At 45.1% G+C, this 21,789-nt stretch carries 21 protein-coding genes; 12 read left to right on the top strand and 9 right to left on the bottom strand.

What is annotated here, in order from left to right; genetic code table 11:
• Window positions 1–227: 227 nt before the first annotated feature.
• Entirely contained in the window at window positions 228–998 is a 771-nt protein-coding gene (locus U0033_RS21355) for a DeoR/GlpR family DNA-binding transcription regulator (protein WP_083571438.1), read from the bottom strand.
• Between the two features lie 266 nt (window positions 999–1,264).
• On the opposite strand from U0033_RS21355, the gene U0033_RS21350 reads away from it, so the two are divergent.
• Together U0033_RS21350 and pafA are read left to right on the top strand one after the other, a co-directional pair.
• Window positions 1,265–2,152, top strand: a complete 888-nt coding sequence (locus U0033_RS21350; protein WP_218163998.1) for a glycerophosphodiester phosphodiesterase family protein — start codon at window positions 1,265–1,267, stop codon at window positions 2,150–2,152.
• 167 nt (window positions 2,153–2,319) lie between these two features.
• On the top strand, window positions 2,320–3,972 hold the full coding sequence (pafA, locus tag U0033_RS21345) for an alkaline phosphatase PafA (protein ID WP_072359075.1): 1,653 nt from the start codon (window positions 2,320–2,322) through the stop codon (window positions 3,970–3,972).
• Window positions 3,973–4,054: 82 nt separating this feature from the next.
• Here the strand turns inward: pafA and U0033_RS21340 are convergent, their stop codons facing one another.
• Window positions 4,055–5,608: a glycoside hydrolase family 10 protein gene (locus U0033_RS21340; RefSeq protein WP_072358943.1), complete on the bottom strand. Its 1,554-nt coding sequence runs from the start codon at window positions 5,606–5,608 to the stop codon at window positions 4,055–4,057.
• A gap of 177 nt (window positions 5,609–5,785) precedes the next feature.
• On the bottom strand, window positions 5,786–6,238 hold the full coding sequence (locus U0033_RS21335; protein WP_072358941.1) for a methylglyoxal synthase: 453 nt from the start codon (window positions 6,236–6,238) through the stop codon (window positions 5,786–5,788).
• 234 nt (window positions 6,239–6,472) lie between these two features.
• On the opposite strand from U0033_RS21335, the gene U0033_RS21330 reads away from it, so the two are divergent.
• From U0033_RS21330 to U0033_RS21315, 4 genes are all read left to right on the top strand, one after another.
• Entirely contained in the window at window positions 6,473–7,066 is a 594-nt protein-coding gene (locus tag U0033_RS21330) for a NifU family protein (protein WP_072358939.1), read from the top strand.
• Window positions 7,067–7,208: 142 nt separating this feature from the next.
• On the top strand, window positions 7,209–8,870 hold the full coding sequence (locus tag U0033_RS21325; RefSeq protein ID WP_072358937.1) for a PNGase F N-terminal domain-containing protein: 1,662 nt from the start codon (window positions 7,209–7,211) through the stop codon (window positions 8,868–8,870).
• A gap of 73 nt (window positions 8,871–8,943) precedes the next feature.
• Window positions 8,944–9,564, top strand: coding sequence for a nicotinamide riboside transporter PnuC (pnuC, locus tag U0033_RS21320; RefSeq protein WP_072358935.1), 621 nt, complete (start codon window positions 8,944–8,946; stop codon window positions 9,562–9,564).
• A complete protein-coding gene (locus tag U0033_RS21315; protein WP_072358933.1) occupies window positions 9,543–10,082 on the top strand; it encodes an AAA family ATPase in 540 nt (179 codons plus the stop codon). The genes pnuC and U0033_RS21315 overlap by 22 nt, the downstream gene beginning before the upstream one ends.
• On the opposite strand, the gene mtgA is transcribed toward U0033_RS21315, so the two are convergent.
• Window positions 10,059–10,733: a monofunctional biosynthetic peptidoglycan transglycosylase gene (gene mtgA, locus U0033_RS21310; RefSeq protein WP_245801742.1), complete on the bottom strand. Its 675-nt coding sequence runs from the start codon at window positions 10,731–10,733 to the stop codon at window positions 10,059–10,061. The two genes, U0033_RS21315 and mtgA, sit on opposite strands and share 24 nt — an antisense overlap.
• 222 nt (window positions 10,734–10,955) lie before the next feature.
• Here mtgA and U0033_RS21305 point away from each other — a divergent pair, with 222 nt between their 5' ends.
• Window positions 10,956–11,573: an L-threonylcarbamoyladenylate synthase gene (locus tag U0033_RS21305; protein ID WP_072358930.1), complete on the top strand. Its 618-nt coding sequence runs from the start codon at window positions 10,956–10,958 to the stop codon at window positions 11,571–11,573.
• Window positions 11,574–11,584: 11 nt separating this feature from the next.
• On the top strand, window positions 11,585–11,896 hold the full coding sequence (locus tag U0033_RS21300; protein WP_072358928.1) for a hypothetical protein: 312 nt from the start codon (window positions 11,585–11,587) through the stop codon (window positions 11,894–11,896).
• 150 nt (window positions 11,897–12,046) lie between these two features.
• On the opposite strand, the gene U0033_RS21295 is transcribed toward U0033_RS21300, so the two are convergent.
• The 3 genes from U0033_RS21295 to polA all read right to left on the bottom strand — a co-directional run bounded on the left by U0033_RS21295 (window position 12,047) and on the right by polA (window position 16,783).
• A complete protein-coding gene (locus U0033_RS21295) occupies window positions 12,047–13,195 on the bottom strand; it encodes a C1 family peptidase (protein WP_072358926.1) in 1,149 nt (382 codons plus the stop codon).
• An 87-nt stretch (window positions 13,196–13,282) separates the two neighbouring features.
• Entirely contained in the window at window positions 13,283–13,804 is a 522-nt protein-coding gene (locus U0033_RS21290) for a GNAT family N-acetyltransferase (RefSeq protein WP_072358924.1), read from the bottom strand.
• 162 nt (window positions 13,805–13,966) lie between these two features.
• Complete coding sequence (gene polA / locus U0033_RS21285) at window positions 13,967–16,783, bottom strand: DNA polymerase I (RefSeq protein ID WP_072358922.1); 2,817 nt, start codon at window positions 16,781–16,783, stop codon at window positions 13,967–13,969.
• Window positions 16,784–16,853: 70 nt separating this feature from the next.
• Here polA and U0033_RS21280 point away from each other — a divergent pair, with 70 nt between their 5' ends.
• The gene (locus tag U0033_RS21280) at window positions 16,854–17,210 is read left to right on the top strand and encodes an arsenate reductase family protein (protein ID WP_072358920.1); all 357 of its coding nucleotides are present in this window, start codon (window positions 16,854–16,856) and stop codon (window positions 17,208–17,210) included.
• A 44-nt stretch (window positions 17,211–17,254) separates the two neighbouring features.
• Here U0033_RS21280 and U0033_RS21275 read toward each other — a convergent pair whose 3' ends face one another.
• Window positions 17,255–18,349 (bottom strand): glycosyltransferase, encoded by a 1,095-nt coding sequence (locus U0033_RS21275; RefSeq protein WP_072358918.1) that lies wholly within the window; start codon window positions 18,347–18,349, stop codon window positions 17,255–17,257.
• A gap of 375 nt (window positions 18,350–18,724) precedes the next feature.
• Here U0033_RS21275 and U0033_RS21270 point away from each other — a divergent pair, with 375 nt between their 5' ends.
• From U0033_RS21270 to U0033_RS21260, 3 genes are all read left to right on the top strand, one after another.
• The gene (locus U0033_RS21270) at window positions 18,725–18,973 is read left to right on the top strand and encodes a hypothetical protein (protein WP_072358916.1); all 249 of its coding nucleotides are present in this window, start codon (window positions 18,725–18,727) and stop codon (window positions 18,971–18,973) included.
• A gap of 170 nt (window positions 18,974–19,143) precedes the next feature.
• Entirely contained in the window at window positions 19,144–20,283 is a 1,140-nt protein-coding gene (locus U0033_RS21265) for a formimidoylglutamase (RefSeq protein WP_072358914.1), read from the top strand.
• A 47-nt stretch (window positions 20,284–20,330) separates the two neighbouring features.
• Window positions 20,331–21,221, top strand: coding sequence for a YitT family protein (locus tag U0033_RS21260; protein WP_072358912.1), 891 nt, complete (start codon window positions 20,331–20,333; stop codon window positions 21,219–21,221).
• A gap of 1 nt (window position 21,222) precedes the next feature.
• Here the strand turns inward: U0033_RS21260 and U0033_RS21255 are convergent, their stop codons facing one another.
• On the bottom strand, window positions 21,223–21,633 hold the full coding sequence (locus U0033_RS21255) for a lysozyme inhibitor LprI family protein (protein WP_083571436.1): 411 nt from the start codon (window positions 21,631–21,633) through the stop codon (window positions 21,223–21,225).
• Window positions 21,634–21,789: the final 156 nt, after the last annotated feature.

Here is a 21,789-nt window from a genome sequence, read left to right as displayed (position 1 = left end):
ATTTTTTAGTAAAACATGCGTATAACACTAAAAATTTAGAAAACATTAAAAAAGTATGGGCAATTGTTAGAATATAATAAGTAGGGGCGGAAAAAGTATCGCTATTTTACCCTCAGTGAGTCAGATCGTGTTGGAAATTAATTTAATGTATGCACAGGAATCCGTACTGGTTGCTATAGCAACCAATAAAAATGGGGTTATATAATATATTAAGTGGGTGATCCGGGCTATACGATCGTCACATTGATCCCCATTTCTTCTACGGCTTTTACTATGTGAGCGGAGATACCGCTATCGGTGATGATTTCGTCGATATCTTCGAGTCCACATATTTTACCAAAGCCTCTTCTGCCGAATTTGGAAGAATCGGCAATGACAATGGTTTTTTGTGCAGCAGCCACCATGCGCTGATTTAGCTGTGCTTCCATTAGATTTGTGGTTGTAAGTCCGAATTCAATGTCTATACCTTCGAGGCCGAGGAACAGTTTACTGCAGGAGAAATCGGCGAGGATGCGTTCGGCATAGTTACCAGTTACGGAAGAAGAACTGGCGCGAACGATGCCGCCCAGTTGCAGTACTTCTATTTCCGGAAATCGTAGCAGTTCCTGTGCTACGTTGAGGGCGGGGGTGATAACGGTGAGATGTCCTTTGGGGTGGACATTCCTGGCCAGGGCCAGGGCGGTGGTACCAGAAGAAATAATGATGGCGTCGTTATGAGCAATGAGGGTAGCAGCAGCAGCACCGATGAGGTTTTTCTCATCGCGGCGCAGTTTCTCTTTCTCATTTACGGGCTTGTCATTGATATAAGGATTATTTACCGTGGCGCCACCATGTGAACGAAAAAGTAGGGCCTTGTCTTCAAGTAACTTGAGGTCTTTTCTGATCGTTACACCAGATACATCAAGTTCTTTGCACAGGTCTATTACGTTAACATATCCTTTTTCCGCTAAGCGGTCTAATATATATTTATGTCGCTCAGCTATATTTATCATTGACATACTCGCAAAAGATTTTGTTGCTTCAATTGGTTACAAAAGTACTTTCATGTTGTTGAATTTTACACATGTTAACGGAAAAAAATATTAAGAAAAAGTGCGCTTTTTGATGTATAAAAACATTTTTTACTGCTATCCTATTGAAAACTAGTTAACAAAATATTATTTTCTGCCACCGAATAGAAAGCCAAAACGAAAGTGGACTAGCGGAAAGGGCGAAATAAAAAGAAAGATTTGAAAAGAGAATGTTATTAAATCCAATGAATAAGATGAAATCTTTACTAACCCTGGCAATGGTGGTAACCCTGACGCCCACTGTGATGGCTACAGCACCATTACCAATATTTTTTAAAGTAGGACACAGAGGTACAAGAGGAATGATGCCGGAAAATACCATCCCGGCTATGATCCGTGCCATCGAGGATGGTGCGAATACCTTAGAATTTGATGTGCACATTACTAAAGACGGAAAAGTGGTTGTGTACCACGACGCGTCGTTTGACCCTGCATATACGACCAAACCTGATGGCAGTGAGATCAAGCCGGAGGAAAGAGGAAAATATATATTCTACCAGATGAATTACAGTGAGATCAGGCCTTTTAGAATAGGTGAAAAGCCCTACTCTAAATTTCCACAGCAGCAGCGAATAAGGACCTATGCCCCACTCCTGTCTGAAATGATCGATTCTGTAGAAGCTTATGTGAATCATCATCATAAGGCACCGGTTTATTATTTATTAGAGATTAAATCTTCCGAAAAGACAGATGGCAAAGAACAGCCGGCACCTGAAGAATACGTGCAAAAACTGATGGAAGTGAAACAGCTGGAGAAACTGAAACACCGCCTGCTGATACAATCTTTTGATATCCGGCCATTGCAGGTATTGCATAAGTCTCATCCAAAAGTGACGCTGGGATTCCTGACAGGTGATAAGAATGTATCTTTTTACCAGCAGCTGGAAAGTCTTGGATTTATGCCAGGGCTCTATAACCCGCATTATTCCCTGGTGACGAAGGAGCTGCTGGATTATTGTCATAGTAAGGGAATGAAGATTGTTCCCTGGACAGTAGCGGATTTGGAGGATATGAAGAGATTGAAGGAAATGGGGGTAGATGGGATTATAACCGATTACCCGGATAGGATCAACAAAATATAAAAGCAATCATCATGGGTGATTGCTGGCTGCCCATGATGACTGGGAATCCAAATGAAGGAGGCGATCTTTAAGGTCGCCTCCTTCATTTGATGAATGGAAATCGTTTATCCTAATTAATCTACATCTTTGCGGATGACAATCAGGAAATTATCAATATTATGAGCAATATGAACAAAACATTATCCACGCTGGCACTGGTACTTGCCTGTACCTTCGGCCAGAAAGATACTGTAATGGCACAGGCGCAGACACTGTCAGCAGTCGCCCACCCTAAGCTGGTAGTTGGTATCGTTGTAGACCAGATGCGCTGGGACTACCTGTACCGTTACGCTGACCGCTATGGAACCGGTGGGTTCAAAAGATTGCTGGGAGAAGGGTTTACTTGTGAAAATGCTTTTATCACCCACCTCCCCTCCTACACGGCTGTAGGTCACAGCACGATTTTTACCGGATCTGTGCCTGCTGTCCATGGCATTACGGGCAATGGCTGGACTGACCAGGCCCTGGGGAGAGAATTCTATTGCACAGAAGATTCTACCGTTACTCCTGTCGGCACTACTTCTGATGCCGGTAAAATGTCTCCACGCAGCCTGATGGCGTCTACTATCACCGATGAATTGCGACTGGCAACTAATTTCCGCTCTAAAGTAGTGGGGGTATCCCTGAAAGACCGTGCTTCTATCCTGCCTGCAGGGCATGTTGCAAACGGTGCTTTCTGGCTGGATGACAGCAATGCTTCTTTTGTGACCAGCAGCTATTACATGAATGAACTGCCTGAATGGGTAAAACAGTTCAATGCGAAGAATGAACCGGCTGCACTGATGTCCAAACCATGGGAGACCCTCTACCCTATCAATACATATGTACAAAGTACAGCAGACGACGTAAGCTGGGAGAACACTTACAAGGGTGAAACCGCTCCTAAGTTCCCACATGATCTGCCTGCTATTTATAAATTAAGCAAAGGTAGCCTGCGCGCTACCCCAGGTGGTAATACCCTCACCCTGGATTTTGCAAAAGCTGCTGTGAACGGATATAACATGGGGAGTGGTCCGGTGACCGACTTCCTGACTATCAACTGTGCTTCTACTGACTATGTGGGGCATCAGTTTGGTCCTAACTCTATCGAGGTAGAAGATACTTACCTGCGCCTGGACAAGGATCTGGCAACATTCTTTAGTTTCCTGGATCAGAAAGTGGGTAAGGGAAATTACCTGGTATTCCTGACAGCGGATCATGGCGCTTCTCATTCTGTAGGTTTCCTGCAGGAACATAATGTTCCTTCCGGCCTGGTGAATGAAAAGCCTATCATTTCCGGTCTGACTGCAGATCTGAAAGGCGTGTTTGGGGTGGATAGCCTGATCAGGGGTACTAATAACTACCATGTGGATTTCGATATGAAGAAAATTAAGGCTGCGAAGCTGGATTATGATGCCGTGAAGCGGGAAACAGTGTACTACCTGCAGACTGTGCCAGGTATTCAGTTTGCGGCGGATCTGGAAAATATCGGAAATAGTGCATTGCCTGAGCCGATCAGGCAAATGGCGATCAATGGATATTATCCTAAGCGTGATGGTGCGGTGATTATGATTCCAGACCTGGGATGGTATGAAGCAGGTAATATGAAGGGTACAACGCATGGTACATGGTCTCCTTATGACACGCATATTCCAATGGTGTTTATGGGTTGGCATGTGAAACATGGATATACAAATGAGAAGACGAGTATGACGGATATTGCGGCTACAGTGGCGGCAATGTTAAAGATCCAGATGCCGAGTGGTTGTGTGGGAAGAGCGGTAATGGAAGTATATAAATAACAAAAAAGACCGGCTGCCCCAGGCAGCCGGTCTTTTTTGTATTTCTCCGGAGGGGCGGCCAGCAGCCGCCCCTCCGGTTATTTTATGGTTGGGGGTCGAAGTAGAATTTCGTTTTCCCACCTGCTATCCTGATATAAAGCGGATCGCTGGCCAGGCTCTCATTCTGCAACCTGTCAAGAGAGGTGAGTACATAAGTGTATTCTTTCCCTTTTTGATAGGCAAGATCTATGTATTGTGGGTCTGCCGTCTGTGTTAGTATTGTCAGGATCTTTTCCGGATTATTCAGATTGATCACTTCCCTGCCTTCAAATCGATATAATACATACTGATTGGTTCGACTGGTGCTATCACCATCTCCATCTACCCAGTGCAGGTGTAATCCATCGGTTCTTTCAAAAGCATCTGCAAAGTATGGAGACTGTGGTGCTTTAAAATTCAGCCATGGCATGATTGGGCGCAAAGCATGATAATGATAGAAATGATTGCGCAGGCTGTCTTCTATACCTCTTGGATTGCCATTGAATGACTTGGCGCTATAGAAGATACTTCCCTGTACGGTATTGAGTGTACGGGTTTCCGTGATCTGTACCGGCAGTTCATTGGGATTGTTCCATGCTGCATTACTATTGATCCGGTATACTCCATGCCCGATGTACAAATGACGGCCATAGGCATGTTGTGCCCACCAGTTCAGCAGCAGTTCGTAGTCTGCTATGCGGTGTCCTCTTTCCCAATATAACTGGGGAGCTACGTAATCTATCCAGCCATTTTTCAGCCATTTCAGCACATCGGCGTACAGGTCGTCGTAATTGGTATTTCCTCCATTGGTATAAGATCCTTCCGGATCTTTATTCTTATTTCGCCAGATGCCGAAGGGGCTGATCCCAAATTTTACCCATTTCTTTTCCTGCTTGATGGCGATGCTCACCATGTGGATGATGGTATCTACATTGTACCTGCGCCAGTCGTCTTTTTCCATACCATGTCCATACTGCCGGTAGGAGGCGTGGTCAGGAAACTCCTTGCCAGGTACCCTGTATGGGTAAAAGTAATCGTCAAAATGAACGGCATCTATATCGTAGCGACGCACTACATCGCGAATGATTTGTGTAACGTACTCACGTACCTCAGGAACTCCCGGATCAAAATATTTCTTGTTATCATAAGTCAGGAACCACTGAGGGCGCATCCTGGAAATATGGTTAGCTGTCACATTATTGCGACTGGCATTGAAAACTGCGCGGTAAGGATTGAACCAGGCATGAAATTCCATTCCTCTTTTATGCGTCTCTTCGATCATAAACTGAAGGGGATCATAATAAGGATTAGGTGCCTGCCCCTGCGTACCAGTCAGGTATTCAGACCAGGGTTCGAAGGGCGAGGCATAAAAAGCATCCGCTACCGGGCGGACTTGTACCACCACGGCATTCATACCATTACGCTGCTGTGTATTGAGAAGGGTAATAAATTCCTGTTTTTGTTGTTCAACAGGCAACCCTCTACGGGAAGGCCAATCGATATTCTCTACTGTTGCTATCCATACGGCTCTGAATTCCCGTTTGGGTGGCAGCTGGGCCTGGACCGGTTTGAAAAAGCCTGCCAGAAGGAAAGCAGCCACTAATAAGTGTTTCACCATTCTACAATACGTTAAGACCTGAAAAATTGCGAAAATAAGGAATCCTTATTACTCGCCAGCGAGGTGTGTGAAAACACCTAACTGATTAGTAAGGAGTACTTTGCAGCACAAACGGTGCCGATCTTTCTAAGAAAGACAGATATTTAAAAGAAAAGGTCTGAAGAGGACTAAATGTAACTATACTTTTCTACCGAGATACTGTGAATAGTCAGGTAAGCGTACTTCATATTCCTGGTGCATAAGAGGAGATGTAAGCAGGAAGTCGGCAGAGGTACGGTTGCTGGCCATAGGGATGTTCCATACTACACCAAGGCGGAGCAGGGCTTTGATATCCGGGTCATGCGGGAGTGCTTCCATGGGATCCCAGAAGAAGATCACGACATCGATTTTGCCTTCGGCGATCATAGAGCCTATCTGCTGGTCGCCACCGAGGGGCCCGGACAATAATTTTCTGACAGGTACGTCGAGATTTTCTTCAATGAGCTTGCCTGTAGTGCCGGTAGCGTATAGTTCATGCCGGCAGAGTACGGTTTTATTGTAGAGGGCCCATTCTATGAGCTCAGCTTTCTTGTGATCATGGGCGATCAGTGCTATTCTTTTGCGTGCGTGCAAGGTTTTGACAGTGGGCATACTCAGTGATGGCGTTATTTCCCATAAAGTTAATATATAGAATAATGTGACATGTAATATTTTAGGTCCATATCAGAAAAAAAATCTGATGGTGAAGTCTTCGCGCGGAACTGTACAATTTAGATATAGTTTTATCTATATCCCTATTGAAAAATGTGATAGTTAAAAGGCCGCAATTCCCTCAGATTCTAACCGAAAGTAGTTACCTTTGTACCATCAAAAGTTTAGAATAACATGATTAAAACAGGAAATCCCATTATCAGCATATATACGGAAATGACGCCGAATCCGGAAACCATGAAGTTTGTTGCTAACAAGCTCCTGTACCCTGGTAAGCACATCGATTTCCCGGATGAAGCAAGTGCAAAACCATCTCCGCTGGCTGCTGAATTGTTCAGCTTCCCGTTCATCAGAGGTGTGTTTATTATGGCGAATTTTATTACGCTGACAAAAACTGTTGAAACTGACTGGAATGATATTATCCCTACTATAAAAGCTTTTCTGAAGGAGTATCTGGAAGATAACCGCCCGGTATTGAACGAAGATGAAATCGTTGACAAACCGATTGCCGGAAACGAAGTAAGCGCAGATGATACTGATGTGGTAAAGCGTATTAAAGAATTGCTTGAAAACTACGTGAAGCCTGCAGTTGAAATGGATGGCGGTGCCATTCAGTTCAAAGACTACGATGACGGTACTGTGACGTTGATGCTGCAAGGCTCATGTTCAGGTTGCCCTTCTTCCATGATCACATTGAAAGCCGGTATCGAAGGCATGATGAAGCGCATGATCCCGGAAGTGAAGGAAGTGGTAGCTGAAGCGGAATAAGCCATAGTTGAGAGAATGATAGTGTTAAAAATGAGCACAGTCTTTTTGACTGTGCTTTTTTATTACCAATTTTTTTATTTGATTTAATAAATTAAAAAGAGATTTACCAGACTAAAAACAAAATAAATCAGGCCTCATACTTATGAAATATCTATCTATCGCAGCCAGCTTGCTATTCGCAGCAGGAGTACATGCACAGGATGCTGTGACCGTTCATTACAAGACACGTTATCATGGAGAGGAGATGAAAGACGGTGCCCTTACCCTATTTATTGACGGAAGAAGTGCGCATGTGATCAAAGATGCAGATCCCGGTGCCAGGGAGCAACAATACCTGAACTATACAGAAAATGTTACTATGCAGGTATTAAGCCTGAACGGCAGATCTGTCACATTTAAAAAGAAAATTGAAGACTACGAAAAGCCCGAGCTGCTCACAGATACTGCCACCATTGCGGGTTACCCCTGTAAAAAAGCGAAAGTCATTATCCGCTCCAACACGGTGGAAGTATGGTATACCAATGCCCTGAATCTAAAAGGTTCTCCCAGCCTGGGTGTGACTCCTGGTTTAGGATTGGTATTAAAGACCGTGAGAAACGGCGAAATGGAAGTGATAGCGACAGAAGTGAAAAAGGGCAAGATCAATCCTAAGGACCTGAACTGGCCCGGTTCTATTGCCATTGGTAAGCTGGTAGACCAGGCAAATTATACCCGCGAGGTGATTGATAGCCGCTATACTACCATTCCTGTATTCAGTAAAGAGCAGATTTCCTTTGGATATGACAAGCCTAATCCTACTGCCAACCAGAGTGATGTAACTTACCACTACGCGGGCGGCACTGTGATCCTGAAAAAAATAAAACTACCTAAATACGAAGCGGGCCGTCAGCTGTTTGCCGAACTGGCCCAGTATTCCAACGGAGATGCTTATGACCGCACAGGTTCTGTATTTATGATCCCTATGGATAAGCAAGGTTCTTTCCTGAATGGACTGCAGAATGGGGTAAAGGAACTACCTGTTTATAAGGAGAAATATCAGGGCGTTGTTGCTACTGATGATTACCTGCCTACAATGGAACTGCTGCGTTTCTTCACTCCTTTCGGGATTCATCACTACAACGAGAGAAGCCAGATAGCTGGTTATAACTGGGCTGATTCTGCGGTATTTCGCCAGGAGATCACAGAACTGCAACCGAGGATGGAGGGTGATGTATGGCTTGGCGTTTTCATTGGTAACTATGACAAAGGTGGTCACATTGTAAGCCTGCGCCTGAAATACTACAAAGGAGACGAAGATGAGGGGTTAAAAGTGCCAGGCTATTTACAGCCGATCTTCAATACCACCAACCTGATGGAAATGGCTGGCCAGGAATACGGTACTATGTTCGACCATGACTCCCTGACGGTGAAGGTGAATATTCCGGAGGGCGTAACCAATTTACAGCTTCGTTATATCACTACCGGTCATGGTGGCTGGGGGAATGGTGATGAATTTGTGCCGAAGCTGAATGAGATCTTTGTAGACGGCAAGCGAGTGTATCATTTTGTACCCTGGAGAACTGATTGCGGTACTTACCGTTTGCTGAATCCTTCTTCAGGTAATTTTGGAAATGGGTTGTCATCATCTGATTTGAGCAGGTCCAACTGGTGCCCGGGAAGTCTTACGCCGGCTGTGTATATTCCTTTGCCGGACCTGGCACCGGGGGTACACGAATTTAAAGTCGCCATCCCACTGGGTAAGAGAGAAGGCACCGCCTTCAGCGCATGGAATGTATCGGGGGTACTGATGGGAGAGAAAAAATAAAATTTAAGCGTGAGGTTGTATCATTTGATACAACCTTATTTTTTTAGGTAGCTGTCACTCTTATCTTTGCGGCATGAATGTGGATGTATTTTACCAGGCGCTGATTGAAGGTGTGAGGGCCATGAGCTGGCTGGAAATCCTGGCGGCGATCTTTGGTGCTATCAGCGTGGTATGTAGTAAACAGAACAGTATCTGGCTTTATCCTACAGGCCTGGTCAGTACGGGCATTTATGTATACCTGTTATCAAGAGAGCAGTTTAAGCTCTATGCAGAGGCGACGCTGAACGCTTATTATTTCATCATGAGTGTGTATGGCTGGTATCACTGGGCAAGGAAGAAACCCTCTGAACCCGAAGTACCAATTGCCTGGGCATCCAGGACAGAATGGATTGTAACGGCGGCGACTGCATTAATTGGCTGGGCGGTGTTCTATTACCTGCTAAGTCACTTCTCCAATTCAGATGTACCGCTTGTAGATGCTTTTGTATCTGCAACTGCCTGTGCAGGTATGTGGTTGCTGGCCAAACGAAAAATTGAAAACTGGGTGATACTGAATATATCCAACCTGGTAGCGATACCTTTATTATTTCATAAAAAACTAGTCGCGACAGCGGTGCTGACCATCTTCCTGTTCATTGTAGCAGTCATGGGTTATTTCAGCTGGAAAAAGATATGGAAGAGTTATTCAAAGTAGTGGTGATTGGTCCGGAGAGTACAGGCAAAAGTACCCTCAGTGAGTTCCTGGCGTCGCATTACGAAACGATGTGGGTGCCTGAGTATGCCCGTCGGTATATAGAAGAATTACCTCGTCCGTATGAGCAATCTGACCTGCTGGCTATGGCACAGGGGCAACTGGCACTGGAGGCAGAAAGGGCTAAGCTGGCAAACAGGCTGCTGGTGTGTGATACGGACCTGCATGTAATAAGAGTTTGGAGTGAACATAAATACGGAGCATGTGATCCCTGGATTGTGGCAGCTATCGCAGAGAGAAGGTATGACCTTTACCTGCTCACTTATATTGATATTCCCTGGGAGGAAGATCCGCAGCGGGAACATCCTGACCCGGCTATGCGGGAGTACTTCTACAATGTGTATAAAGAAATTGTGCAATCTTCGGGCGTGCCATGGGTGGAAGTCCGTGGTTCATTTGAAGCAAGGGAGGCAACAGCTGTGAAGGCAATAGATCAGTTACTTGGAGCTAATCAGCGCTGAGATATCCGGATCGCCGGTCAGTAAGCGCATTTGCACCAGTATTTTCTTTTGCCTGTACAGTGTAGGCCTTGCCGGTGGTACCACTGTATATTTAACCGGATTAGGCAGGCAGGCGGCAATCATCGCAGATTGTTCCCTGTTAAGGCTCGCCGCAGATTTATGATAGTACTGCTGGGCAGCAGCTTCTACTCCAAATACAGCATCGCCGGTCTGGGCCACGTTGAGGTATACTTCCAGTATGCGTTCCTTGCCCCAGAGTTTTTCAATCATGAAGGTGAAATAGACTTCCAATCCTTTTCTGATCCAGCTTCTCTGCTGCCATAGGAATACGTTTTTAGCTACCTGTTGGCTGATGGTACTTGCACCACGGATCTTTTTACTTTTCTGGTTATGCTTCATGGCTTTTTCGATGGACTTAAAGTCGAAGCCATTATGATCAGGAAATAACTGGTCTTCGCTGGACAGTACAGCCAGCTTGGTGAATTCAGAGATCTCTGAATAGTCAGCCCATGTTTTATGAAACTTTGTATCAGTTCCCCATGTTCCTACCCAGCTCGAGATCATCGTTATGGTAATAGGAGGATTAACCCATTTTAAAGCAATGAGATAAACAAAGTGTGTAATAAATAATACCAGGAGAATCTTTTTCAAGTGTCGCCAAGTTCTCGGAACGATTCCTTTCAACTTCATCCACAAAATGATTTTGGAAATAGGGCGGAAAGATAGTAAGATTATTTAATGTCCATGTTAACTATGAAGGCTTTTTGTAGTGAGTTTTATTATTCGGAATCGGGAAATTCTTTTTATTATGAAGATATAAGAAGGTTTTATATGGCTGGTCTGGTAATTGGAAGGATTTCGTAAATTTACAGTATGCTTTTGACTTTACACCCAGACAACCCGAATCCCCGTCATCTAAAGACGATCGTGGAATGTCTGAAAGATGGAGGCGTGATTATCTATCCGACCGATACGGTTTACGGCATGGGTTGTGACATTTCACAGCACAAAGCTATAGAACGCATTTGCCGCATCAAGCATATTAATCCTGCCAAGGCCCAGTTTTCATTTATATGTTACGATCTCAGTCATTTGTCTGACTATGCACGAAGTGTAGATACACCTACTTTCAGAATGCTTAAGAAGGCATTGCCCGGACCGTATACATTTATTCTGCCAGCCAGCAGGCAGGTGCCCAGAATGCTGAAGCAAAAGAAGGATACGGTTGGTATACGCGTTCCTGATAATAATATCAGCAGAGCGATCGTGAAGGAATTAGGAAACCCAATTCTGAGTACCTCGCTGCCGATTGAAGCTTACGTAGAAGAATACACTGATCCGGAAATCATTCATGAGAAGTTTGAAAACATTGTAGATATCGTAATAGATGGTGGACCTGGAGGGATGCAGTTTTCAACAGTAGTTGATTGTACCGGCTCTGAACCTGAACTGATCAGGGAAGGTTTGGGTAGTTTTGAAGAGATTGTCTAAAACTTTTGATTATGAAAATATGTAGTGTTTTTTTGCTGCTATTTTTAGGATTTGGTGTGGCTAAGGGGCAACGTAAGCTCTCTGTTGCGCCCTTATATCCGCTTCAAAAAAAGATGACCCCGGCAATTACTTTTGTGAAAGCCGCACCTGCAGTTACTTTTACGCCAAGGGTGGCACCTCCCCTGTCTCCTCATGCTTATTATGATCAGTGCTTCGGATTTTTCTGTAAAAGAGAATGGAACTTTGAGCAGCGTACAAAAGTGCCTTTGAAGTTCCGTTTAGGAAGCTACCAGGAAGCGCAACGCATTGAGGGTAAACAATAAATTGCATTTAATACTGTGGCTGGAAACGCTTTTTCATAGCGGGATAACAAAGAAATAATTGATAAAAGCAAATAAAATACTTGCTTTTGGCAAATAATAAAAAAGGGGCTTTTCCATTGGAAAAGCCCCTTTTTTATGGTGAGGAAAACACTATTGTTTGATGCCCAGCTTCTTAGCAACATCTGCAGGCAGTGCTTTTTTGTTCAGCATGATGCAGGTGGTTTTATAAGCGAAGTAAGGCTCGGATGCATAGAAATATCCGCTACCTGGATTCGTAGTTCCCCATGAATTTTTTACACGGAAGTATACTTTACCATTCTGGTCTTTTGCCATACCTACGATGTGCATACCGTGGTCATCCTGCGTTTCGAAATTGTCGAAAGCTTTCTGACGCAGTTCAGGCGTGATCGTTTTCTCCTTTACAGGTTCTTCGAATACTTTCTTTTTTTCTTCAGCGCTCATGTCGCTGAATTCGGTTTCAGGCACTACAGCCAAACCTTCAAAGAAATTAAATCCTTTCTCAGATACGTCGGCAGCCCAAGCGATGGTATAACCATTCTGGACAGCATTTTCTGCGATAGCAGTGAAATCGTTCAGGGGAACGTTGTAGACTCTTTCCCAGTTCCAGTTGTCCGGAACTTCCAATACGAACTGCTCATAATATGGATGGTGGGTGAAAGAAGAAACCAGTACATAATCATCTGCATTCAGGCCCAGTTCTTTTGCATAAGATTGGGGCGTGTATGATTTACCCTGGTATTCGAATTTTTCAGGAGCATCGCCGATGTAGGAGTTCAGCACGCCATCAACGGCTTTCTTCCAGTTAGGATTGATGGTACCTTCAGAAGCGCCAATCTTGTTGGTCATGCCTTCCAGTATGGACACCATTTCTGCGTGGTTATAAACTTTATCGCGATTGCCGTCGTATACAGTCTGTGGTACCAGACCGTATTCACGGAGGCAGGTCAGATCGTCAGGGAATCCACCACCTTCACCGAAGTTGGCCTTACCGTGCATCCGCACGTAGTTCACCGCCTTGAGGGGATACATTCTTCTTACCACGAACATTTCGCTCAGGTTCGCGCCTTTGCCTTTGCCATTGCGCAGTGCCTCGGCCTGGAAAAAGGACAGACCAGAGAAGGACCAGCAGGTACCGGTACGGCCCTGGTTTTCCACATCACCTGCATCTAAGTTTTTGATGACGGTAAACTGGTATTTGCTGCCTTCTTTGTTGGTGGTTTGCGCCATGGCAGTCGTGGTGGAATAACACACGGCCAGGCATAAGATCCATTTCTTCATTTTGGTTTGGTGTTTTGATTTTAAAACGAGGTTTCAAATGTAACCCAATCCTTTTATTCGCAGAAAGAAAGTTAAGGTAAGCGGTCGTTAATCCTGGGGGAGTTCATATTGTGCCCGGGATATTTCCCAGCGCCATAATTGTGTGTCGGGGTTTTCGCCGGCAAAGGACATTCCTGATTTCTGGAGCACTTTTACAGAAGCGGTATATTCTTCCTCTGTATGGGCAATTACCCGGGTCACATAAGAGTGGCCGAAGGCGAAACGGATCAGGGCTTGTGTGAGCTCGGTACCAAAGCCCCGTTCACGGTAGGCGGTGGTGATTTCATAGCCTATTTCCACCACGCCATCATTGTCCGGGCGGCCTTTAAAGCCACCGGCACCAATCAGCCGTTTATCATCCTGGTAGATCACCAGGTAAAGGAACCAGCCAAGCATAGAGGGGTCATTGCGCAATTTGTCGTACGCTACCAGTATTACTTCAGGGAACTCAGTCCAGAAAAGAGGGATATCAACATCCAATAAATGGCCCAATGTTTCTTTTCCTTGTAGTAATGCTTCAAAGTACTGCAGTGTACAAGGCAATATTTGCAACCTTGAGGTCAGGATCATGGGCGAAAGCTAGTAAACGAATTTGGAAAACACAAGAGGGGTGTAAGTACCGGGTGCGGAGACAATGCAGTGGGTTTTCCTATAGTTTCCAGGATAAACGAAGGCCGGACAATGATCCATTGCCCGGCCTTAATGTGTGTAGATTTAACACTTTGTTAGTAATTAGTGGGCTTCCAGCCAGTTGCGGCCAAGGCCTATTTCGGCTTCTACCGGAACTGCCAGCGGCAAGGCATTGCGCATACCTTCGAGAATGATGGGTCTGATTATTTCAATTTCATCTTTATGCACATCAAACACCAATTCATCATGTACCTGCAGGATCATTTTTGAACGCAGATTTTGTGACTTGAGTGTTTTGTGGATAGAGATCATGGCCAGTTTGATCATGTCTGCGGCAGTTCCCTGGATCGGCATATTGATGGCATTTCGCTCAGCATAGCCTCGTACTACGGCATTGGAACTGTTGATGTCCTTTAGCCAGCGCTTACGACCCAGCAGGGTTTCTACATAACCATTCTGCTGTGCAAACCTGATTTGTTTATCCATGTAGTCTTTGATGGCCTGATACTGTGCGAAGTAGTTATCGATCAGCATTTTGGCTTCACTGCGGGCGATACCCAGGTTTTCAGAAAGGCCAAAGGCGCTTACACCGTAGATGATACCGAAATTTACACTCTTGGCATTGCGGCGCATGTCGGATGTGACCTCTTCCAGTGGAATGCCGTATACTTTAGCGGCGGTCGCAGCGTGAATATCTATACCCTGGCGGAACGCTTCTATCATTGCCTGGTCTTCACTAATGGCGGCAATGATGCGCAGTTCTATCTGGGAGTAATCTGCAGAGAGCAGGGTAAATTCTTCGCTGCGGGGAACGAATGCTTTGCGGATTTCTCTACCTCTGTCAGTTCTGATGGGAATGTTCTGGAGGTTTGGGTTGGTGCTGCTTAAACGGCCGGTTACAGCTACTGCCTGGTTGTAGGAAGTGTGTACCCTGTTTGTCCGTTTATTGAGCATAGTTGGCAGTGCATCAACATAGGTAGATTTCAGTTTACTCAGTTCGCGGAAAACAAGGATGTCGTCTACGATCTGGTGCTTGCTGGCCAGTTTTGCCAGTACGTCTTCGCCTGTTGCGTATTGACCGGTACGGGTCTTTTTTGCTTTAGGGTCGAGTGCCAGTTTTTCGAAGAGTACTTCGCCCAATTGTTTGGGAGAGGCGAGGTTGAAACGGACGCCTGCCTGGGTGTATACGCTTTCTTCAGCTCTTCTGATTTCGGTATCCAGTTCGCGGGAGTAGTCGGCCAGGGCTTGTACATCGATCGCGATACCTTCGAATTCCATATCGGCGAGGACTTTCACGAGTGGATTTTCCACTTCATAAAATACCTTTTCCACATTTTTAGCAGGCAGCAGCGGAGCGAACTTTTCTTTCAGCTGCAGGGTGATGTCGGCATCTTCTGCGGCGTAGTCCTTGATCTTTTCGATCTCCACATCGCGCATGTTGCCCTGGTTCTTCCCTTTTTTGCCAATGAGGGTTTCGATACTCACCGGCTCGTATTGCAGGTATTGAGCACTGAGCAGGTCCATACTGCGACGACCTTCCGGCTCTATGAGGTAGTGGGCCAGCATGGTATCAAATACAGGAGATTTGATGTCCACACCATACCACTTGAGCACCAGCATATCGTATTTCAGGTTCTGGCCGATGAATACAATATGGGTGGCTTCAAAAAGCGGACGGAATTCATCAACGATTGCCTGTGCTCCTGCTTTATCTTTAGGAACGGGAACATACCATGCTTCACCGGCTGCGAAGGCAAAGCTCATACCTACCAGGTCTACGGCATTGGCATCGGTACCGGTAGTTTCAGTATCGAAGCAGATCTCCTGTTTGGTTAATAGTGTGGCCAGCAGTTCCGCTCTTTTTTCAGGCGTATCTGCGAGGTGGTAGGTATGTGGTGTATTGTTAATGTTTTTTTCAGCTACGAGAATGCTCACGGCCTGTTCCGGATTGTTTTCCGGCGTAACGACTACGGTTGTTTCGGTCGCATTTCCGAAGAGGTCCAGCTGAATTTTGCCGGTAGCTGTTGCTTCACCACTGGACCCGAAGGTATCGCCCAGGATACGTTTACCCAGGGTTTTGAATTCCAGTTCGATGAACACTTCAGAAAGGGCCTCTTTGTTATGGTCTTTGATGCAGAAGTCTTCTTCGTGGAAGGCGACAGGTACATCGGTAATGATGGTAGCAAGTTGTTTAGAGAGAATAGCGCTATCAGCACCGGCTTTGATCTTCTCTCCCATTTTACCACCTATCTTGTCAGCGTTTGCCAGTACATTTTCGATAGAATCGTACTGTGCCAGGAGTTTCATGGCGGTCTTCTCTCCTACTCCCGGTATACCAGGGATATTATCGACAGCATCGCCCATGAGACCCAGGATGTCTATAACCTGGTGCACATCTTTGATCTGCCATTTCTCGCATACTTCCTTCGGGCCGAGAATTTCTTCTTTGCTGCCCATGTAAGGAGGTTTATAGATAAATACATTTTCTTTTACGAGCTGGCCGTAATCCTTATCGGGAGTCACCATGTAAACGGTGTAACCTGCGGCTGCTGCCTGCCAGGCGAGGGTGCCGATAACGTCATCTGCTTCATAACCGTCTAACTCCACACAGGGAATATTGAAACCGGTGATGATACGTTTAATATCAGGAATAGCGTCAAGCAGATCTTCCGGTGCATCTTCACGATTTGCTTTGTAATCGACAAAGGTGGTATGTCTTTCGGTAGGGGCATGCGTATCGAATGCCACAGCCATATGAGTGGGGTTTTCTTTTTTGATGAGGTCTATCAGCGTGGAGGTAAAGCCAAACTGGGCATTGGTATTACGACCAGCGCTGGTGAGGCGAGGGTTCCGGATAAGGCCATAGTATGCGCGATATATAAGAGCCATGGCATCCAGTAAAAAAAGTTTCTTTTGCATCCGCCAAAAGTAACTATGAATTATGAAATTTATCGCCTGAGTTAGGATCTTTGCGATCAAAGAAAGCAACATGAAAAAAATATACCATCTGTCAACCTGTAATACCTGTAAGAAGATCATTGATGCGGTGCAGGCAAAAGAGAACGGCTTTGTATTGCAGGATATAAAAACGGAGAAGATCACACCGGCACAGCTGGAAGAGATGCATAAACTGGCAGGAAGTTATGAGGCATTGTTTAGCAGAAGATCCCAAAAGTATCGTCCGATGGGGTTGCATGAAAAAGAGCTGACGGAAATGGATTATCATGACCTGATCCTGCAGGAATATTCATTTTTAAAGAGACCAGTGTCAATAGTGGGGAATGAGATCTTTATCGGGAATGATAAGAAGAATGTAGATGGCCTGGTTGCGGCAGCGAAAAAATAAATTTACTTTAAAAGTGGCGACCCGAGGCCGCCACTTTTAAAGTACTATAAAGAGGCAGCAAAATCTCTTACCACTTGTTTGTATTGTTCCATATCTTCCTCATGTTCAAAAGATTTGAAGGGGAATGATTTGATATCCTCCAATGCTTTTTCCAATCTGAATTCAGATTGATTCACATTAAAGAAGAAACCTTTTTTCATCAGGAACTTACCCAGGTATTCCTGCTCGGACTGACCTGGTGTGGGTACTAATATCGCTTTCTTATTCAGCTTTACAAGATCCATCAGGGTGGTATAACCGGAACGGCTTAGCACCATATCAGCACCCAGCATTGCTTCATTTAATTCTTTTGCATTCAGGTGGTTAACCTGTTGAATTCGATCTGTGATCTGTTTGGTTTCAGGTGTACCTGGTTTACCGCTTACAATCAGGGCACTAATTGGCAATGCAGCTACCTGGTCCAGCACCATCTTTTCCAGGTTGGAACGCTGTGGTTCGGGTCCTGATATCAATACCAGTAAGTCGTATTTTTTAGGTACATCTGGCCTGTTTTCAAAACGGCTGAGACAACCCAGATATTTAGTATTCGCAGGCAGTGTTTTTGGATGACCTAATATACCGGAGAGGTTGTTGGCACCAGCGTAGTCTGGTATCCAGCAGGTTCCATATTTACGGATGTACCTGTAATTGATCTTTTGCAGAATGGTTTCAATGATCCCGCCAAAGGGAGTCTTGATCAGCAACTGGTGAGAGATAATAACAGTAGGGATGTCGCGGTGATAAAGGCCGAATCGGTTGTCGGAAATCACCGCATTGATATTGTGTTCTTTCACAACCTGTTGCAGCCAGCGTTGCTCATATTTGATGGACTTGATGATCTGAGGGATCTGCTGGATAATTTTCGGTCCAAAGAACCATCCTTTCTGAGCATACTGAATGCGGTATCCGGGAAGCGGCAGGATAGTCAGCTGTGGGAATTCCTGACCTAAGAGGGCAGCGTGTTTCCCTTCGGCTGCAATAACTACATTACAGCCTGCGTTTAATAATTCATGAATGATAGGGATATCCCTGGTTGCATGACCTAATCCCCAGTCCAGCGGGACTACCAGAACTGTTTTACGCGCAGATTTTGTAGGCAAATATTTGAAATTTTTACGAAATTAGCTTAATTTAGAAATGCGCACTGTTAAGAAAAGGTAAACTCTGGTACAGACTGGCATCTATAACATTTAGAGGAAACAACATACTGTATGAAATCAAATAAATGGTTGACTATCTTTCTACTTTGCGCCACAATTAGCATAATCGGACAGAGCTGTAAAGTTTTAAAGAAAAACGATTGCGGATGTCCTACCATGAATAAGAAACGCATGCACTGATCTTTATTGAAAGTAGCCGGATCGTTCCCGCGCATATTAAAGACCTTGTACATCCAGTTGTTGAGCGCACCAAATCACTTACGCCTATTGAAAACGCCTTTGAACAAAATTTAGGGGAACAATCAATTTATTCTAATGAAACAGGTTGAAAGGGATTTATTGTTTGTACTGCATGAAGACAGGTACAGCGAACAGCAAATTCAAAATGCAGTAAGACAAATCAACGAGATGCTATCCATGGTAGAAACAATGGAATATCTAAGTAATGTTATGGAAGTTGCAGATTGTAATAAGAACAAGGTCAGCAGCAGGCGTACCATACTACAAAAGGCATTATCAAGAAAAGAAGTCAAACCTTTTGAATTCATCATACATAGGAACTAATTAACAGACGTTTCACTTTGTAGTGACAACCTGCCTGTCACTATACTCCCTGATATCATCAGTCAGGCAATGCTACAGTTATCAGTAGCCTTTCCAATCACTATCTTTATTCAAGTCGATCATTAATTCACAATTGATTCGTAGGTTTGCCAGCAACTAAATTACTATTGATGGCAGACTTCGCGCTACTTCACGATTACCTGATTCCCATCTCAAAAGCAAACCTGAACAATGAACAGGAATATGACGGGTACCAGATTGGTGCTATCTGTGATTGCTATGAAGAAGGAAACATTCCTGATCTGGATGCAGCTGACATCATTATAGTAGGAGCCCCTGAAGAACGCGGATACGGTCCTGGCAAAAAAGGCCCGGATGCTGCCGATGCTATTCGCCGTGAATTCTTCAGTCTCTATTACTGGCATAAGGAAGTAAAGATTGCGGATGTTGGTAACCTGCGCCCCGGTATTGCACTTACTGATACCTATGCCGGTTTGAAAACCATACTAGCAGAACTGATTAACTCCAGCAAAACAGTGATTATCCTGGGCGGTTCACACGACCTGACCTATGCACAATACAAGGCTTATGCTACGCAGAAATATGTGATAGAGGCTACCGTGGCCGATGCGTTGATAGACCTCAAAGAAGAACCAACAATCCCGGCAGATAGTTTCCTGATGGAAATGTTCACTGAACAACCGAACTACATTCGTCATTACAACCACCTTGGCTTTCAGAGTTTCTTCGTGCATCCACGGATGTTGGAGACACTGGATAAACTCCGGTTTGATTGCTATCGCCTGGGTAAGGTGAGAGAGCATATGGATGAGATGGAACCGGTATTACGCAACTCAGATATGCTAAGCCTGGATATTAATGTCATCAGGAACTCAGATGCACCTGCGAATACCCTCTCTCCTAACGGACTGGCCGGTGATGAGGCTTGCGTACTTTCCCGCTACGCCGGTATGAGTGCCCGCCTGAGTTCCTTTGGCATCTATGGTTACCGCCCTGAAAAGGACAGGAATCATTTAACAGCGAAACAGATTTCCCAGATGATGTGGTACTTTATGGATGGTGTTGCCATCAGGAACAAAGAAGCCCTGCTGCAGGACCGTGAATCATTCTGGGAATTTAATATTGTATGTGGGGATATTGAGACCGTATTCCTGAAAAGTAAAAAGACCGGGCGCTGGTGGATGCAGATGCCTGGGAAAGAATTCTTACCCTGTGCCTATAACGACTACCTGCTGGCAAGCAATAATGAGATCCCGGAGAGATGGTTGCGCCACCAGGAGCGGATGTAACACACCACGAACGGCAAGGATATCATTGTAATTAAATTGTACCTATCATGCCGAACACGAAGGAAACCCGCGCCAGAATTAGCCTGATCCAGAACTTGCAGGATATTGTCCTGATCACCATTGGCGTGCTGCTGGCTGCTATTGGGTTGAAGGGATTTCTTTTGCCCAATGAATTTCTGGATGGGGGTGTAACGGGGATCTCCCTGCTGATCAACAGGTTGACAGGATGGAACATTTCCGTACTCCTGGTCATTATCAACATTCCTTTTATCTTACTGGCTTACAAGCAGCTGTCAGTCGAGTTTACCATCAAGGCCATGTGTGCTATTGTGGGGCTTGCCTGTGCGCTGGTGTTTATCAAGGTACCGACTATAACCAGCGACCGCCTGCTGATCGCAATATTCGGCGGCTTCTTCTTAGGCGCCGGTATCGGATTATCAGTAAGAGGGGGTGCCGTACTGGATGGTACGGAAGTATTGGCCCTTTACATTAACCGCAAGACAGTATTATCCATGGGTGAGGTTATTATGTACTTCAACCTGGTCATCTTTAGTGTAGCGGCGATCCTCATTAATATTGAAACGGCGCTGTATGCGATCCTGACTTACCTGGCGGCTTCAAAGACGGTTGACTATGTGATCTCCGGTTTTGAAGAATATATTGCACTCACCATTATTTCCAATCAAAGTGAGCTTGTGCGTAAGACCCTGACCTTATCCTTAAAAAAAGGGGTGACCGTTTTCAAAGGACAGAGTGGATATGGCAAGCGGGGTGCGGTGGATAAGGAAATTGATATTATCTACACCGTGGTGACCCGCCTGGAAGTGCACAAGATCATTGACGAGATTGAGAAAATAGATGAAAAAGCGTTTATAGTGCAACACAACATTAACGATACCAAGGGAGGTATGATCAAGCGCCGCGCCACCCATCATTAATTTAGGAGTGGATGGCCTTGAGCAGGTCTATCACCCGGCGTTTCAGGTAGGCTGCTTTATTATCCGTAAGGATCATATCGTCGTCCAGACCAGCGAGAGTCAGGGGCCTTTTCTTATCAGCACGGGTTTCGATGTCTTTGAAGTAGGCCTCTTTCTTTTCAGCCCATTGCGCCTGAGCGAGTTCTAAGGTTTCACGGCGGGGATTGTCCAGGTTACTATAAACTTCATTGTAAACCGCAGCAAGAAGGCGATCCATTTCCTGGTAATAAGCCAATGCGCAGCCATAAGAGCTCCCACCCTGGCTAAGACATTGCTGATAGCGGATTTCAATAGAGTCTACGGTTGTTTTGGTGGTTTGTCCAAACACAGTCAGACTTATGCACAATGGCAGGCATAGTAAAAGTAATTTCATAGGATATGGATTAAAGTGTGCAAATATAGCAAAAAATAATAATAACTATATTTTGCTGCTTTAAATGCGAAAACGGGTGACCTGCCGCTGACAGATCACCCGTTTTCGCGGGAGCTAAAAAAGGCGCGTCTGGAGGACGCGCCTTTTTTAGTAATT

This window comes from Chitinophaga sancti, assembly GCF_034424315.1.
GTDB classification, from domain to species: Bacteria; Bacteroidota; Bacteroidia; order Chitinophagales; family Chitinophagaceae; genus Chitinophaga; species Chitinophaga sancti.
Note: the sequence above shows the minus strand (reverse complement) of the source record. Positions and strands in the feature narration are given on the sequence as shown.

Coding starts and splice junctions, on each gene's coding strand:
- U0033_RS21305 (WP_072358930.1), top strand. CDS start 10,956: ATGCTTTTGACTTTACACCCAGACAACCCGAATCCCCGTCATCTAAAG.
- polA (WP_072358922.1), bottom strand. CDS start 16,783: ATGCAAAAGAAACTTTTTTTACTGGATGCCATGGCTCTTATATATCGC.
- U0033_RS21340 (WP_072358943.1), bottom strand. CDS start 5,608: ATGGTGAAACACTTATTAGTGGCTGCTTTCCTTCTGGCAGGCTTTTTC.
- U0033_RS21255 (WP_083571436.1), bottom strand. CDS start 21,633: ATGAAATTACTTTTACTATGCCTGCCATTGTGCATAAGTCTGACTGTG.
- U0033_RS21330 (WP_072358939.1), top strand. CDS start 6,473: ATGATTAAAACAGGAAATCCCATTATCAGCATATATACGGAAATGACG.
- U0033_RS21300 (WP_072358928.1), top strand. CDS start 11,585: ATGAAAATATGTAGTGTTTTTTTGCTGCTATTTTTAGGATTTGGTGTG.
- U0033_RS21355 (WP_083571438.1), bottom strand. CDS start 998: ATGTCAATGATAAATATAGCTGAGCGACATAAATATATATTAGACCGC.
- U0033_RS21270 (WP_072358916.1), top strand. CDS start 18,725: ATGAAACAGGTTGAAAGGGATTTATTGTTTGTACTGCATGAAGACAGG.
- U0033_RS21295 (WP_072358926.1), bottom strand. CDS start 13,195: ATGAAGAAATGGATCTTATGCCTGGCCGTGTGTTATTCCACCACGACT.
- U0033_RS21260 (WP_072358912.1), top strand. CDS start 20,331: ATGCCGAACACGAAGGAAACCCGCGCCAGAATTAGCCTGATCCAGAAC.
- U0033_RS21335 (WP_072358941.1), bottom strand. CDS start 6,238: ATGCCCACTGTCAAAACCTTGCACGCACGCAAAAGAATAGCACTGATC.
- U0033_RS21290 (WP_072358924.1), bottom strand. CDS start 13,804: ATGATCCTGACCTCAAGGTTGCAAATATTGCCTTGTACACTGCAGTAC.
- U0033_RS21265 (WP_072358914.1), top strand. CDS start 19,144: ATGGCAGACTTCGCGCTACTTCACGATTACCTGATTCCCATCTCAAAA.
- U0033_RS21280 (WP_072358920.1), top strand. CDS start 16,854: ATGAAAAAAATATACCATCTGTCAACCTGTAATACCTGTAAGAAGATC.
- pafA (WP_072359075.1), top strand. CDS start 2,320: ATGAACAAAACATTATCCACGCTGGCACTGGTACTTGCCTGTACCTTC.
- U0033_RS21325 (WP_072358937.1), top strand. CDS start 7,209: ATGAAATATCTATCTATCGCAGCCAGCTTGCTATTCGCAGCAGGAGTA.
- pnuC (WP_072358935.1), top strand. CDS start 8,944: ATGAATGTGGATGTATTTTACCAGGCGCTGATTGAAGGTGTGAGGGCC.
- U0033_RS21350 (WP_218163998.1), top strand. CDS start 1,265: ATGAAATCTTTACTAACCCTGGCAATGGTGGTAACCCTGACGCCCACT.
- U0033_RS21315 (WP_072358933.1), top strand. CDS start 9,543: ATGGAAGAGTTATTCAAAGTAGTGGTGATTGGTCCGGAGAGTACAGGC.